At 70.6% G+C, this 14213-nt stretch carries 17 protein-coding genes; 10 read left to right on the forward strand and 7 right to left on the reverse strand.

Features of this window, described 5'->3' with window-relative positions:
* Positions 1 to 50: 50 nt before the first annotated feature.
* Complete coding sequence (locus BR31_RS0108105; protein WP_027500516.1) at positions 51 to 1157, forward strand: glycosyltransferase; 1107 nt, start codon at positions 51 to 53, stop codon at positions 1155 to 1157.
* On the opposite strand, the gene BR31_RS27905 is transcribed toward BR31_RS0108105, so the two are convergent.
* The 3 genes from BR31_RS27905 to BR31_RS0108120 are packed head-to-tail and all read right to left on the reverse strand — an operon-like array spanning position 1119 to position 2985.
* Positions 1119 to 2201: an alpha/beta hydrolase gene (locus BR31_RS27905; protein WP_051637069.1), complete on the reverse strand. Its 1083-nt coding sequence runs from the start codon at positions 2199 to 2201 to the stop codon at positions 1119 to 1121. The two genes, BR31_RS0108105 and BR31_RS27905, sit on opposite strands and share 39 nt — an antisense overlap.
* Before the next feature lie 48 nt (positions 2202 to 2249).
* Entirely contained in the window at positions 2250 to 2567 is a 318-nt protein-coding gene (gene mhuD / locus BR31_RS0108115; protein ID WP_027500517.1) for a mycobilin-forming heme oxygenase MhuD, read from the reverse strand.
* A 25-nt stretch (positions 2568 to 2592) separates the two neighbouring features.
* Positions 2593 to 2985 carry a MarR family winged helix-turn-helix transcriptional regulator gene (locus tag BR31_RS0108120; protein ID WP_027500518.1) on the reverse strand — a complete coding sequence of 131 codons (393 nt, stop codon included), beginning with the start codon at positions 2983 to 2985 and terminating at the stop codon, positions 2593 to 2595.
* Positions 2986 to 3086: 101 nt separating this feature from the next.
* On the opposite strand from BR31_RS0108120, the gene BR31_RS0108125 reads away from it, so the two are divergent.
* Genes BR31_RS0108125 through BR31_RS27910 form a run of 3 tightly spaced genes read left to right on the forward strand, consistent with a single transcriptional unit; the run spans position 3087 to position 5787 of the window.
* On the forward strand, positions 3087 to 4559 hold the full coding sequence (locus BR31_RS0108125; RefSeq protein ID WP_027500519.1) for an MFS transporter: 1473 nt from the start codon (positions 3087 to 3089) through the stop codon (positions 4557 to 4559).
* A gap of 50 nt (positions 4560 to 4609) precedes the next feature.
* Complete coding sequence (locus tag BR31_RS0108130) at positions 4610 to 5374, forward strand: alpha/beta fold hydrolase (protein WP_027500520.1); 765 nt, start codon at positions 4610 to 4612, stop codon at positions 5372 to 5374.
* 47 nt (positions 5375 to 5421) lie between these two features.
* Positions 5422 to 5787, forward strand: a complete 366-nt coding sequence (locus tag BR31_RS27910) for an Imm51 family immunity protein (RefSeq protein WP_037175895.1) — start codon at positions 5422 to 5424, stop codon at positions 5785 to 5787.
* Between the two features lie 24 nt (positions 5788 to 5811).
* Here BR31_RS27910 and BR31_RS0108140 read toward each other — a convergent pair whose 3' ends face one another.
* A complete protein-coding gene (locus tag BR31_RS0108140; RefSeq protein WP_027500521.1) occupies positions 5812 to 6693 on the reverse strand; it encodes an HhH-GPD family protein in 882 nt (293 codons plus the stop codon).
* An 80-nt stretch (positions 6694 to 6773) separates the two neighbouring features.
* On the opposite strand from BR31_RS0108140, the gene BR31_RS0108145 reads away from it, so the two are divergent.
* Both BR31_RS0108145 and BR31_RS0108150 read left to right on the forward strand, forming a co-directional pair.
* Positions 6774 to 7400, forward strand: a complete 627-nt coding sequence (locus BR31_RS0108145; RefSeq protein ID WP_027500522.1) for a carbonic anhydrase — start codon at positions 6774 to 6776, stop codon at positions 7398 to 7400.
* A gap of 57 nt (positions 7401 to 7457) precedes the next feature.
* A complete protein-coding gene (locus tag BR31_RS0108150; RefSeq protein ID WP_027500523.1) occupies positions 7458 to 8198 on the forward strand; it encodes a hypothetical protein in 741 nt (246 codons plus the stop codon).
* A gap of 65 nt (positions 8199 to 8263) precedes the next feature.
* Here BR31_RS0108150 and disA read toward each other — a convergent pair whose 3' ends face one another.
* Positions 8264 to 9349, reverse strand: a complete 1086-nt coding sequence (disA, locus tag BR31_RS0108155; RefSeq protein WP_027500524.1) for a DNA integrity scanning diadenylate cyclase DisA — start codon at positions 9347 to 9349, stop codon at positions 8264 to 8266.
* Between the two features lie 187 nt (positions 9350 to 9536).
* Here disA and BR31_RS0108160 point away from each other — a divergent pair, with 187 nt between their 5' ends.
* Positions 9537 to 10097 (forward strand): PaaI family thioesterase, encoded by a 561-nt coding sequence (locus BR31_RS0108160; RefSeq protein ID WP_027500525.1) that lies wholly within the window; start codon positions 9537 to 9539, stop codon positions 10095 to 10097.
* A 6-nt stretch (positions 10098 to 10103) separates the two neighbouring features.
* Here BR31_RS0108160 and radA read toward each other — a convergent pair whose 3' ends face one another.
* Together radA and BR31_RS0108170 are read right to left on the reverse strand one after the other, a co-directional pair.
* Positions 10104 to 11486: a DNA repair protein RadA gene (gene radA, locus BR31_RS0108165; protein ID WP_027500526.1), complete on the reverse strand. Its 1383-nt coding sequence runs from the start codon at positions 11484 to 11486 to the stop codon at positions 10104 to 10106.
* A 141-nt stretch (positions 11487 to 11627) separates the two neighbouring features.
* Complete coding sequence (locus tag BR31_RS0108170; RefSeq protein ID WP_027500527.1) at positions 11628 to 12239, reverse strand: copper chaperone PCu(A)C domain-containing protein; 612 nt, start codon at positions 12237 to 12239, stop codon at positions 11628 to 11630.
* Positions 12240 to 12513: 274 nt separating this feature from the next.
* Between BR31_RS0108170 and carD the strand changes: the two genes are divergently transcribed.
* Genes carD through ispF form a run of 3 tightly spaced genes read left to right on the forward strand, consistent with a single transcriptional unit; the run spans position 12514 to position 14207 of the window.
* Positions 12514 to 13002 (forward strand): RNA polymerase-binding transcription factor CarD, encoded by a 489-nt coding sequence (gene carD / locus BR31_RS0108175; protein WP_007528440.1) that lies wholly within the window; start codon positions 12514 to 12516, stop codon positions 13000 to 13002.
* Between the two features lie 3 nt (positions 13003 to 13005).
* Complete coding sequence (ispD, locus tag BR31_RS0108180) at positions 13006 to 13716, forward strand: 2-C-methyl-D-erythritol 4-phosphate cytidylyltransferase (RefSeq protein ID WP_051637070.1); 711 nt, start codon at positions 13006 to 13008, stop codon at positions 13714 to 13716.
* A gap of 14 nt (positions 13717 to 13730) precedes the next feature.
* Positions 13731 to 14207 (forward strand): 2-C-methyl-D-erythritol 2,4-cyclodiphosphate synthase, encoded by a 477-nt coding sequence (ispF, locus tag BR31_RS0108185; protein ID WP_027500529.1) that lies wholly within the window; start codon positions 13731 to 13733, stop codon positions 14205 to 14207.
* Positions 14208 to 14213: the final 6 nt, after the last annotated feature.

The following is a 14213-nucleotide window of genomic DNA, read 5'->3' on the forward strand; positions in this document are numbered from 1 at the left end:
GGTCGGTGACAGTTGGCGGGTTCGCCATGCCGACCGGGATCGATGGGTCGGTGCGAATTGTGCAGCTGGCCAACTTCTACGGTCCCCGATCGGGCGGGCTGCGCACCGCGCTGCACAACTGGGGCGCCGGCTACAGCGGACGCGGTCACGAGGTGATCCTGGTCGTTCCCGGCCGGCGCGACGCCGAGGAGGTGATGGTGAGCGGGGTCCTGCGGATCACCCTGGCCGCGGTGCCGATCCCTGGCACCGGCGGCTACCGCGCCGTCAACCCGCGCCGGGTGGCCGACGTCGTGCGGGGGCTGCGCCCGGCCGCGCTCGAGGTGTCGGACCGGCTGACGCTGCGCGGCTTCGGGCAGTGGGCGCGTCGGCGGGACGTGCGGAGCGTGGTGGTGTCCCATGAGCGACTCGACCGACTGCTCGGGCAGGTGCTGCCGCCGCGCGCGGCGCGTTCGTGGGCGGATGTCGCCAACGCCAGGATGGCGCGCAACTTCGATGCGGTGGTCTGCACGACCGCGTTCGCATCCGAGGAGTTCACCCGGATCGGCGCGGGAAACCTGTTCCGCGTTCCACTGGGCGTCGACCTGGCGCTGTTCCATCCGGATCGACGGGACGAGGGCGTGCGCGAACGCTACGCCCTGCCCTCGCAACGGCTGTTGCTGCACTGCGGTCGGCTGTCGGTGGAGAAGCAGGTCGATCGCAGCATCGAGGCGGTCCGGTCCCTCGTCGGGCAGGGCCAGGACATCCGGCTGGTGATCGCCGGTGATGGGCCGAAGCGAGAAGCCTTGCGGCACAGGGCGCGAAAGCTGCCGGTGCACTTCGCGGGCTTCATCGGCGACTCCGGACGGCTGGCGACGCTGTTCGCCTCCGCCGACGTCACCCTTGCGCCCGGCCCGCACGAGACGTTCTGCCTGTCGGCCCTGGAGTCGCTGGCCGCGGGGACACCGGTGGTCGCGGCGCGATCGTCCGCCCTCGCGGAGATCATCACCCCGGCCTGCGGGGCGCTGGCGCACGGACGGGGCGTCGCGCTGGCGGACGCCGTCACCGGGGTCTTGGCCCTCCCCGCGGGCGCGCGCCGGGAATCGGCCCGGCTGCGGGCCGAACAGTTCAGCTGGTCGGCCTCAGTCGACGGGATGCTGTCGGTCCTGGCGGGGCACTGACGGCGGGGCGGACAGCGCAAGGCCCAACGCGGCCGCGGCCCGTCCCATCGCCTCGGGACCCGAGCGGCCGACCCCGACCATGTTCGCGAAGGAGTGGATCAGCCCGGGCTCGCGCACGTGCTGTACCTCGACCCCCGCCTCGCGCAACTTCTCGGCGTAGGCATCGCCCTCGTCGCGCAGCGGATCGAACCCCGCCGTGACGACGTAGGCGGGAGGAAGGCCGGTGAGGTCGCCGTAGATCGGGGACAGCAGCGGATCGGTCCGGTCCGCGCCGGCGGGGACGTAGCTGGCCTCGCAGAGGTCCATGAACCGTTCGGTCAGGAAGAATCCGGTTGCGAAGGTCCGCCGGCTGGGCCGCTTCACCGCGACATCCGTCGCGGGATAGATCAGCAACTGGAACACGGGCGGCGCCCCGAGTTCCCCGTGCGTGGCCCGCTGGGCGAGGACGGCGGCGAGGTTTCCGCCCGCGCTGTCGCCGCCGACGGCGATCCGGTCCTGGTCGATGCCAAGGCCGGTCGCGTTGGCGGTCACGAACGAGTACGCCGCCTCGACGTCGCGCACGGCGGCGGGGAAGGGCGCCTCGGGGGCCAGCCGGTAGTCGACGGCGACGACCCGGATCCCGGCGCGCTCGGCGAGGAAGCGGCACACCGCGTCGTGGCTGTCGAGGTCGCCGTAGACCCAGCCCCCACCGTGCAGGTAGACCAGCGCGGGCGACGTGATGGTCAGGCCGCGCGGGGTGTAGAACCGCAGCCGGAGCGGGCCCGCCGGGCCGTCGATGTCGCGGTCGGTGACCGCACCGATCGGCAGATTGCCGCCGACGGCCCTGGAACTCGACAGCAGCGCGCGCCTGCCGCCGGGTATCGGACGCTCCTCGGCGGCCGCGCCCTCGAGCCGCCCCAACGCGAGCATGAGCTGCATCTCGGCGTCGAGGACGTTGCCGTCGATCGCCACCGGCTTCCCGGCCAGCCGGTGGAGGAGGCCCGCCGGCATCGACAGCAGGGTCTGCAACGCGTGCCGCTTCGCGGCGTCGATCGCCAGGGCCATACGTGCGAACCTATCCGCTCGACCCTGGACGCATGCGCGGTCCGGGGCTCAGGCGTCCTTCGCCGCGGCGGCCACGTCGAGCACGACCTCGAACTCGAGCAGCGAGGCACCGGTCGCCACCGGCTTGGCGCGCTCACCCGAGTGGGCGGCCCTGGCCGGGCCGTCGGACCAGGCCTTGAAGGCCTCCTCGGATTCCCACTGCGTCACGACGAAGTAGCGCTCGTCGCCCTTGACGGGGCGCAGCAACTGGAAGCCGAGGAAGCCGGGGGAGTTCTCGACCGCGTGCGCGCGGTTCGCGAAGCGCTTCTCCAGCTCGGGGCCCGCGCCCTCGGGAACCTCGATTGCATTGATCTTGACGACTGCCATGCGGGCGAGCGTACTCCGCTCGGGATCAGGTGCCGGTGGTGTCGGGCTCGGCGAGATGCTCGGTCAGGACGGCCAATTGGATCTTGCCGGCGTCGGCGTGGACCGCACGGCCCGCGTCGGTGACGTCGACGAACACGCCGCGACGATCCGACTCGCACAGCGACCGCGCGACGAGCCCCGCCTTCTCCAGCCGCGCGACGCTCCTGGAGAGAGCGCTCGGGCTCAGGTACATGTCCGCGGCGAGCTCCTGCATCCGCGGGTGCTTGCAGGTGACGCTCATCAGGCGGTCGAGGGTCTCGAAGTCGCTCATGCTCAGGCCGTGCGCGCTCTGCATCTGTCGATCGAGGTCGCACGCGATCCCGTTGTACCGGTCGAGCAGCGCTCGCCAGGTGTCGCGGAGCTCCGCTTCTGACGTCATGGCCGCATCCTAGTTCCAGTCCACCGATTGATGCAAGCGAATTAAATGTTAAGGAAATTAGTGCTTGCGCATTGATTGCACGTGCACATACAGTCCTCGACGTGACTATCACCGAAACCACTCCGAACCTCACCGCCTCGCCGGGTTCGACCACTCCTGCCGCAGGGCAGGCATGGACGGCCCGCCTCTGGGGGATCCTCGCGGTGCTGTGCGTCGTGATGTTCCTCGATGGGCTCGACGTCTCGATGGTGGGCGTCGCGCTGCCCTCGATCGGCACCGAACTCGGCCTCGACACCACCTCGCTGCAGTGGATCATCAACGGCTACGTGCTCGGCTTCGGCGGCCTGCTGTTGCTCGGTGGGCGCACCGCCGACCTGCTCGGCAGGCGCAACGTCTTCCTGGTGGCGCTGGCCGTCTTCGCCGTCGCCTCGCTGGTCGGCGGGCTCGTCGACAACGGCACCCTGCTCATCGTGACCCGCTTCGTGAAGGGCCTCGCCGCCGCCTTCACTGCGCCGACCGCGATGTCGATCCTGACCACCACCTTCAAGGAGGGGCCCGCCCGCAACCGGGCGCTGTCGATCTTCTCCGTGTTCGGTGCCAGCGGCTACTCGTCGGGGCTGATCCTCGGCGGGCTGCTCACCAGCGCCGGATGGCGGTGGACGTTCCTGATGCCGGTGCCGTTCGCGGTCGCGACCCTCGTCGCCGCCGTCGTCCTCATCCCGCGCGACCGCCCGGCCGACACCGGCGGGCACGACATTGCCGGTGCGGTCACCCTGGTCGCAGGCATGATGCTCGCCGTCTACACGGTGGTCTCCGCGCCTGCGCGCGGCTGGGCGGACCCGCTCACGCTCGGGCTCTTCGCGCTCGCGGCTGCCCTGCTGGCCTCGTTCGTCGTGGTGGAGAAGCGAATTGCGCATCCGCTTGTCCGGCTGAGCATCCTGAGGGTTGGCGCGATCGTGCGGGCCAACCTGAGCATCATCGCGCTCTTCGGTTCCTACCTGAGCTTCCAGTTCATGGTGACGATCTTCCTGCAGTCCGGGCTCGGCTGGTCGCCGCTGAAGATGGCGATGGCGCTGCTCCCCGCCGGACTGATCGTCGCCTTCGGCTCGCCGTTCGTCGGGCGTCTCGTCGACCGGTTCGGCACGCCGCGGATGATCATCGCCGCGCTCGGCTCGCTGAGCCTGGGCTACCTGTGGTTCCTGTTCGTCGGCAGCGACCAGCCGACGTACGCGGTGGCCATCCTGCCAAGCGTGATCCTGCTCGGCTTCGGTTTCACGTTCGGCTTCACCTCGATCATGGCCCAGGCCACCTCGGGCGTCGACGACTCCGAGCAGGGCCTGGCCTCGGGGCTGGTCCAGACCTCGATGCAGGTCGGCGCGGCGCTGGTGCTCGCACTGACCACCGCGCTGGTCACCGCGGGGTCGCACACCGGAGCGGGTACCGCGAGCTTCGATCAGTTCCGCCCCGGCCTGATCCTGGTCACGGGCGTGGCGCTGCTCGGGCTGGCGATCACCGTCTGGCCGCTGATCCGCGGTCGCCGATACTCGGTCGTGCCGGAGGGGAGCCGGGCCTGACCGGGCACACCGACCGCGAGGCAGCACGGCACCGGGATAACCTCGGTGCCGTGCTGCATGACGAGGGTGGGACCGGTCGGCCGATTCTGTTGCTCCACGGGTTGATGGGCAGCGCCAGGACCTGGCGCAGGCACGTGCCGTGGCTCCGCGAGTACGGGCACGTCTACACCTTCGACGCGGCCGGGCACGGCAGGCCCGCGCCGGCCGAACTGACCACCGAGGCGTTCGTCGAGGACCTCGCCGCCGCACTGACGCCGATCACGGAGCCGATGGTGGTGATCGGACACTCGATGGGTGGGCTGCACGCCTGGTGCTTCGCCGCCGCGTACCCCGATCGCGTCAGCGCGCTCGTCGTCGAGGACATGGCGCCCGACTTCCAGGGGCGCACCGCGCGCGACTGGGCCGAGATGATCGGGTCATGGCCCCAGCCGTTCCGCGACCGCGAGCACATGATCGCGTTCTTCGGACCCGTTGCGGCGCAGTACTTCATGGACTCCTTCGAGGAGCGGTCCGACGGCTTCCATCTGCACGGCGAGGTGCCGGTGTGGCGGGACATCTCCGAGGAGTGGGGGACCCGCGACTTCTGGGCGCAGTGGTCGGCGGTCCGGGCGCCCGCCCTGCTGCTGGAGGGCGAGTTCACCATCACCCCGGCCGGGCAGATGCGCGCAATGGCCGACACCGCAAGGGAATCGGCGACGCGGTACGAACTGGTCGCGGGCGCCGGTCACCTGGTGCACGACGACCGACCGGTCGAGTATCGCGCGGCGGTGGAGGCGTTCCTCGCGGAGTTGCCCGCTCACGCATCCGGTGGGTGAGCGGAGGTCACGGCGCAGCTGTCACACCGCATGGGTACGGTCGCGGCATGGCAACCTCAAGCGATTTCGACGACCTCGGTCCGGTCCTTCTCGTCACCGGCGACAGCGGTTTCAGCATCATCTACTCGCCGGGCGGACCGGAGTATCACCAGCACCGGTCGGCGTTGGAGGCGCACGGCATCGAGGGCTCCGGATACGACTTCAGCGGTGCTCTTCAAGCTGTGCTCACCGACCAGGCCCCCGCCACTCTCGGCGCGGTCGGCTTTGATCCGGAGGGCGGCATGGTGAGCGTGTACGGCAACGATCTCGACGCACTGCTCGTCGCGGCGAGGACCCTGCGCACCTTGGTACTGGACGCGGACGCGCTCAACGCAGCGCTCGCCCGCTCTGTCGAACTCGGCCTCGACGACTAGGCCGCATCGGCGTAGCGGCATCCGTCAGCGGTCGGAGCCGCCCTCGCCCGCGAGCGCGAACAACCCGTCCGCGGTCTGCTCGACCAGCCCGTCCACCAGCAGCGAGTCCAGCGCCCTGTCCCTCTGCGCGGGGTCGGTCGGCCACACCTGGTCGAGCCGAGCCCGTTCGACCGGTGCATGGGTCTCCCGCAGCACGTCCAGCAGCCGGCCGCGGACCTGACGGTCGGTGCCTGCGAACTTCTGCACCTTGCGCGCGGGTCCGGTGTGGGCGGGGCGACCCGCGCCGACCCACGCGCAGTCGGTCAGCGGGCAGCGGTCGCAGTCGGCGTTGCGCGCGGTGCAGACGGTCGCGCCCAGTTCCATCAGCGCGGCCGAGAACACCGCGGCCCTCGCCCTTGTCCTCGGGAGCAGGGCGTCGACGTCGGCGAGGTCGCGGGTGGTGGACGGGTTGCCGGGCTCCGCGGCGCCGTGCACCGCCCTGGCGACAACGCGCCGGACGTTGGTGTCCACCACAGGGACCCGCTGCCCGTAGGCGAAACAGGCCACCGCGCGGGCGGTGTACGCGCCGATCCCGGGCAGGCCGAGCAGGACGTCGACGTCGGCGGGGACCTCGTCGCCGTGGTCGGCGGCCAGCACCCGCGCGCACTCGTGCAGCCGCAGGGCCCGGCGCGGGTAGCCGAGCTTGCCCCAGGCGCGCAACACCTCGCCCTGGCTCGCCGCCGCCATCTGCGAGGGGACCGGCCAGCGCTGTACCCACTGTTCCCAGATCGGGGCGACGCGGACCACCGGCGTCTGCTGCAGCATGATCTCGCTCATCAGGATCTGCCACGCGGTGACGCCCTCGCGCCTCCATGGCAGGTCGCGGGCCTGACGCTCGTACCACGCGATCAGTGCGGAGGTGTTCACTTGAACTTCACACCTCCTGTTCCACGGTTTTGCCAGGTGGCCGACGAAACGCAGAAAGCGCCGGGTGCACAATGACTGACATGCCTAATTCGAACCCCATCTCGGCCTGGAAGGCACTGAAGCAGGGTAACGACCGCTTCGTGAACGACGCCTCGCTGCACCCCAGCCAGGGCATCGCCGACCGGGCAAAGCTCGTCGACGGACAGCACCCGACCGCGGTGCTGTTCGGCTGTGGTGACTCACGCGTCGCCGCAGAGATCATCTTCGACCAGGGCCTCGGCGACATGTTCGTGGTGCGCACGGCAGGTCACGTCATCGACAGCTCCGTGCTCGGTTCCATCGAGTACGCGGTCGAGATCCTCAACGTGCCGCTGATCGTCGTGCTCGGTCACGACAGCTGCGGTGCCGTCGCGGCCACCCTCAAGGCCCTCGACAAGGGCGCCATCCCGAACGGCTTCATCCGTGACGTCGTCGAACGGGTGGCCCCGTCGATCCTGATGGGCCGTAACGAGGGCCTCTCGACGGTGGACGAGCTCGAGGCGCGCCACGTCGTGGAGACCGGCGACCTGCTCATGCAGCGATCCCGGATCATCGCTGACCGGGTGGAGCGGGGATCCTGTGCCATCGTCGGTGTCACATACAAGCTCTCCGACGGCCGCGTGCAGCTGCAGGCCTCCGTCGGCGACATCGGAGAGGTTGCCGACTGAGCGACACGCCGGGCCTGGTGGGCGTCCGCTCGGGTCCGGGCACCTAACGTGGGTTCTGTGTTGGAACCAACCGGGCCGCTGCCCCCCGAGATCTACTGGCGACGACGCGCGCTCGCAATCGGGGCGGGCGTGGTCGCGCTCATCCTCTTTGTCTGGATCGTGACGTCGCTCGGCGGCGGAGACGACGACCCCTCGGCCGAGGCGGCTGCCGTCAGCAGCTCGCAGAGCAGCACGTCCTCGGGCCAGGCGGCGCCCAGTTCCGCCGGCGACGGCGGCGGGTCCGGTTCCGGATCCGGTGAGGCGTCCGCGTCCGGTTCGGGATCCGGCGGTTCGGGCGGGGGCTCCTCGGTGTCCGGGTCCGTCTCGGGTGAGGCGGCGGCGTCCTCGTCGGCCGTGGTCCCCGCGGGCCAGTGCCCGGATCAGTCGCTCGCCATCAAGGCCAGCTCGAACCAGCCGAACTATCCGGCCGGCCAGGAGCCGCAGTTCGGCATCGTGGTCACCAACATCGGCTCCGCGACCTGCGAGCGCGATCTCGGCGCGGGCATGCAGCAGGTGCTGGTCTACAGCCTCGACGGGCAGCAGCGGATCTGGTCGAACACGGACTGCTTCCCCAACACCGCGCCGGACATCCGCTCTCTCAAGCCAGGCGAGCAGGCCGCGTTCACGGTCAAGTGGTCGGGCGCCACGTCCGAGCCCGGCTGCACCGCGCCGCGTAACCCGGTCGGTCCCGGCGCCTACACGGTCGTCGGTCAGCTCGGCGCGCTGCGCAGCACCCCGGAGCCCTTCAACATCAGCTGACGCCGCTCCGCGGCCCGTGCGCGATCCGCACCCCGGTCGGGGTACGGATCGCGCACGGTTCGCGGTCAGTCGAACGGGCCGGAGATCGACGTCTCGGCGAGGCGGGACAGGCCCTCCCGGATGTGCCGGGCCCAGAGCCCGCCGATGCCCTCCACCGACTGCAGATCGGCCGCGGTCGCGGCGAGCAGGCCCTGCAGGGTGCCGAACGACCCGACCAGCCGGTGGATCTGGTGGAACTGCAGCCGCGGCACGCGCGTCAGCACCCGGTAGCCGCGCGGGCTCATCGGCGCCTCGAGCGCCTCGATCGTCGCCGGGTACCCGTAGGCGCGGGCCAGGGTGGTCAGGTCGAGCAGATCCGCGTCGGTGAGCTTGTCGAGCGCCGCGAGGGTTCGCTCGACGGCCTCGGTCGGAGCCTGCCCCTGGCCTGCCAGGTAGTCGCGCGCCACGAGCTGGCGGGCGATGTCGTTGTCGCCGACCAGTTCCTCCAGCTGCAGGGCGAGCTGCCTGCCGTCGGTGCCGAGCTCGAGAACGTCGCGCTCGATCTCCACCGACACCCGGCGGACCATCTCGAGCCGCTGCACGACGGTGAGGGCGTCACGCAGGGTCACGAAGTCCTCGATCTCCACGACGGAGAGCTGGTTGGTGACCTGGTTGAGCCTGGATTTGTACCGCTCGAGCGTCGCGACGGCCTGGTTCGCCCTCGACAGGATGGTCGGCGAGCCCTCGAGCACGTGCCGGATGCCGCCGACGTACACGCTGACGATGCTCATCGACTGGCTCACCGAGACCACCGGGTAGCCGGTCTGGATCGCGGTCCGCTCCGCCGCGCGGTGCCGGGTGCCGGATTCCACGGTCGGGATCTTGTAGTCGGGGACCAGCTGCACGTTGGCCCGCACGATGCGGGTGCCGTCGGTGGACAACACCACTGCCCCGTCCATCTTGGAGAGCTCCCGTAGCCGGGTCGGCGCGAATTCGACGTCCAGCTCGAAGCCGCCGTCGCAGAGTTCCTCGATCTCGGCGTCGTAGCCGAGCACGATCAGGGCGCCGGTGCGGCCGCGCATGATCCGTTCCAGGCCGTCGCGGAGCTCGGTCCCCGGCGCCAGTCGAGCGATGGTCTCGCGGACGGTGGCAGACGGCGTGGCGTCGTCCATTGCCGTCCCCCTTGCTCGCGGTGCGCGGCGCCTCATCGCCGGGCGGAGTCGGTCGATCCGCCGTCGCTTCGCGTCAAGGTTACCCAGCGGGGGAGAGGCGGCGGCCTCCCCGGGGCCGGACGCGCCGGTGCGGGCCCGGCCAGGGGTGAATCGGGACCGCGATCGGCGAACCGATACTTTGTTAGCCGTGAGTAGTACCTGGACCCTGCCCGATGATCTCGTGTTGCCGCCTCGCCCGGACTTCTTCCCGGCGCCGGGCGGGGCCCTGCCGCAGCACTGGTCCAAGTGCTTCGGATGCGGCGACGACCAGCCCGCCGGGATGGCGATGACGTTCACCGCGGGCGAGGGCCTAGAGGTCTCCGGCCGGCTGACCGTGGCGAACCGATACCAGGGCGGACCAGGGGTGATCCACGGCGGCATCCTGTCCGTCGCCTTCGACGAGGTCCAGGGCATGGCCTGCATGGTGCTCGGCGGGCCCGTGGTCACCGGTCACCTGGAGATCGACTTCGCGAAGCCGATCCCGCTGGGGTCGGTGCTCGAGTTCCGCTCCCGGATCGACGGCATGATCCGGCGCAAGGTCTACACGACCGCAGAGGCCCGGATCGTCGAGGGACCGACCGCGGGTGACGACATCGTCGCCACCTCCCGTGGGCTGTTCCTGACCATCAAGCCCGAGCACTTCGCGCCGATGCAGGACTTCGTGGACGGCGACGCGACCTCACCGTTCGGCACGTCCTCCTCGCTGTAGGCCCGCTCAGGCGCGGGGTAGCACCCGCAGGGCCTCGCCGAGGTTGGTGACCTCGGTGGCCCGCATCCCGGCAGGCGGTGTCCCGGAGTCGCGGGGCACAACCGCGTGGGTGAAGCCGAGCCGCTTCGCCTCGGCGAGCCGTCGATCGACGCCGGTGACCCGGCGTACCTCGCCAGCGAGCCCGACCTCGCCGAGCACCACCACCCCAGGCGGCAGCGCGGCGTCCTTGAACGCGGACGCCACCGCGACGGCAAGGGCCAGGTCCGCGGACGGTTCGGTCAGCCGCATTCCGCCGACCGTCGCCGCGTACACCTCCTTGTCGGAGACCTTGACCCCGCAGCGCCGTTCCAACACGGCCAGCACCATCGACACCCGAGCCGAGTCCATGCCGCTGACCGCGCGCCGGGGCGAGGGGTTGTGTGAGGTCGCGACGAGCGCCTGCACCTCGCCGAGCAGCGGGCGCTTGCCGTCCATGGTGACCGTGACAGCGGTACCGGGAACGGTGTCGTCGCGGTGGTGCAGGAAGAGCCCGGACGGGTCGCTGACGCATTCGATGCCGTCCTCGCGCAGCTCGAAACAGCCCACCTCGTCGGCCGCGCCGAAGCGGTTCTTCACGCCGCGCACCATGCGCAGGGTGGAGTGCTTGTCGCCCTCGAAGTGCAGCACCACGTCCACCAGGTGCTCGAGGGCGCGCGGCCCGGCCACCGCTCCGTCCTTGGTGACGTGGCCGATCAGCAGCACCGGGATCCCGCTGGACTTCGCCAGCGAGGTGAGCGCGCTGGTGATGGCGCGGACCTGGGTGACGCCGCCGACCACGCCCTCGACATCCGCGGCGAGCATCGTCTGCACGGAGTCCACGATGAGGAGCGTCGGGCGGACCTGTTCGACGTGCCCGAACACGGTGGCCAGGTCCGACTCCGCGGCCAGGAACACCCGCTCGTGCACGGAGTTGGTCCGGTCGGCCCGCAGCCGGACCTGCCCGGCCGACTCCTCGCCGGTGACGTACAGCGCGCGGTCCTGTGGGTCGCGCTGGGCCCAGCGGTGCACGACCTCGAGGAGCAGGGTCGACTTGCCGACGCCCGGCTCGCCGGCGAGCAGCACCACCGAACCGGGGACCAGGCCGCCGCCGAGTACCCGGTCGAGCTCGGGCACGCCGGTGGGCTTGGCCCTGGTGGAGGTGCCGTTGATCTGTGAGATGGGGGTCGCGGGGGACGTCGGGACCATGGACGCGCCGCGGGCGGCGGTGGCGCCCGGCCTGCTCGCGACGGCGGTGAGGACCGCCACCTCCTCGATCGAGCCCCATGACCCGCAGTCGGGGCAGCGGCCGACCCATTTGGCCATCGAGTGCTGACAGGACGAGCAGCGGAAGCTCGATTTGGGTTTGGCCACCACCGCAGCCTAGGGGTGGGGTCCGACAGCGAACCCGAGCGACGCGGCCGCGTGTGTCGTTCGGGCCGAAATGTGCTGCGCCGCAACGACGAGAACGGCCCCGACGCTGAGCGTCGGGGCCGTTCTCGTGAACCGTGGGGACTAGTGTCCGCCGCTGCCGAGGGGCTCGGCACCGGCATTGCCGGACTTGTCCGACTCGTGCCGCTCGGTCTTCGGCCCTGCATCGACCGGCACCGAGACGACGATGTCGCCCGCGCGCTCGAAGCTGAAGGTGATCGGGACCGTGAGTCCGGGGTAGACGCCGTCGTTGATGTCGTTGAGCACCACCAGGATCAGCTGGGTGGGCTCCTCGGGGTTGTCGAGGACGGTCGCGGCGCGGACGCCTGCTCCGAGGGAGGTCTGCGGATCGATGATCCGGCCGCCGACCTCGCCCGCGATGGTGACCGAGTCGGCCGCATCGGTGGTGATCTTGGTCAGGCGGTCGGCCTTCTCCTCGCTGTTGTTCACCGCGGTGAACGCGAGTGCGGCCTTGCCGCCGGGCTCGAGGCTGTACTCCTCGCTGTCGGGGTACAGGATGTGCACGTTGCGCAGGGAGATATCACCCTGGTTGGCGTAGTTGCCGTTCACGGCCGCGACCTGGGTCGCGGTCTGGGTGATCTGGCCCGCGCTGCAGGCGGACAGCGAGATCGCCGCGGCTGCGGCCAGGGCAACGGCGGTCGCGACTCGTCGAGTCGGCGCATTCAGGGCTGTCACGGGTTGTCCTCCACGGCGTCGGGTCGTACTCCACTAGGCAGAGTAGTAGTCAGGTCTGCGGACCGGGTCCGGGGGTCGCCCTTCGGGGCTTCGCGGCGGGGTTCGCGGTGCCGAAACCTGAGGCCAGATGGTCGGTTTGGGCCCCGTTGGATGCACGTTCGGGTCTGGCTGTCAACCCCTCCGGTCACCCCACTGTGCCCCTGACCAGGGCCGTTGGAGACTGTGCCGTCGGGCCCCGTGTTAAACTGTGAAGATCGAAAGGGGCACGGGACAGATGATTTTTAAGGTCGGAGACACCGTCGTATACCCCCACCACGGAGCGGCGCTGATCGAGGCAATCGAAACTCGCACCATCAAGGGTGAACAAAAGGAATATCTCGTTCTCAAGGTCGCTCAGGGCGACCTGACCGTCCGGGTCCCCGCGGATAACGCCGAGTACGTCGGCGTCCGTGATGTTGTTGGGCAGGAAGGCCTGGACAAGGTCTTCCAGGTGCTGCGCGCGCCGCACACCGAGGAGCCGACCAACTGGTCGCGCCGGTACAAGGCCAACCTCGAGAAGCTCGCCTCCGGCGACGTGAACAAGGTTGCCGAGGTCGTCCGCGACCTGTGGCGTCGTGAGCAGGACCGCGGGCTCTCCGCGGGCGAGAAGCGGATGCTCGCCAAGGCACGTCAGATCCTCGTCGGTGAGCTCGCGCTCGCCGAGGGCACCGACGACGCCAAGGCCGAGATCATCCTCGACGAGGTTCTCGCAGCAGCGTCCTGACACATGAGCAACGTGACTGACCCGGCCGAAGTGCGCAGCGGAGGCCGGGTCATTGCTTTGGTGCCCGCGGCCGGGCGCGGTGAGCGTCTCGGCGAGGGCATCCCGAAGGCGTTCGTCACGCTGCGCGGTGTCTCCATGCTCCGGCTCGCCGTCGACGGGCTGATCGAGTCCGGTGTCGTCGACCGCGTCGTGGTGATCGTGCCCGCGGACCGGATCGACTCGGTGCGCGCGGAGCTGCCCGATGGCGTCGACGTCGTCGCAGGCGGCGCCGAACGGACCGACTCGGTGCGCGCGGGGCTCGCGGCCGCCGAGGACGCGGACCTGCTGCTCGTGCACGACGCGGCCAGGGCGCTGACCCCGCCGCCCCTGATCGCCCGCGTGGTGGCGGAGCTGCGCGCCGGCCGTGACGCGGTGGTGCCCGCCCTGCCGGTCGCCGACACCATCAAGACGGTTGACCTGCTCGGCGCGGTGACCGGCACCCCGGAGCGCTCGGAGCTGCGAGCCGTGCAGACGCCGCAGGGATTCACCGCGGATCTGCTGCGGCGCGCCTATGCGGCCGCCGACTCGCTGGCCACCGACGACGCGGGCCTGGTCGAACGGATCGGCGGGCGGGTCAGGACCATCGTGGGAGATCCGCTGGCCTTCAAGATCACCACACCGCTGGACCTGGCCCTGGCCAGGGCGCTGGCGAACGACGAACCGATCGAGCAGTAGGGAGCCGGGCAACCGTGCGAGTGGGAATCGGCACCGACGTACATCCGATCGAGGTCGGCAGGCCGTGCTGGATCGCCGGGCTGTTGTTCGAGGAGGAGAACGGCTGTGCCGGTCACTCGGACGGCGATGTCGCCGCGCACGCGCTGTGCGACGCGCTGCTGTCCGCAGCGGGCCTCGGCGACCTCGGCTCGGTGTTCGGCACCGGCAGGCCGGAATGGGACGGAGCGAGCGGCGCGGTGCTGCTGACCGAGGTGCGCAGGCTGATCGAGAACGACGGCCTGCGGATCGGCAACGCCGCGGTCCAGGTGATCGGGAATCGTCCCAAGATCGGTCCCCGACGGGTGGAGGCGCAGGACGTGCTCTCCGAGGTGCTCGGGGCCCCCGTCTCCGTCTCCGCGACGACCACCGACGGTCTCGGCCTCACCGGCCGGGGCGAGGGCATCGCGGCCGTCGCGACCGCGCTGGTACTTGACGCCGGTTCGGGCCGGTAAGATCGC

The organism is Rhodococcus sp. UNC363MFTsu5.1, assembly GCF_000686785.1.
Classification (GTDB): domain Bacteria; phylum Actinomycetota; class Actinomycetes; order Mycobacteriales; family Mycobacteriaceae; genus Rhodococcus_G; species Rhodococcus_G maanshanensis.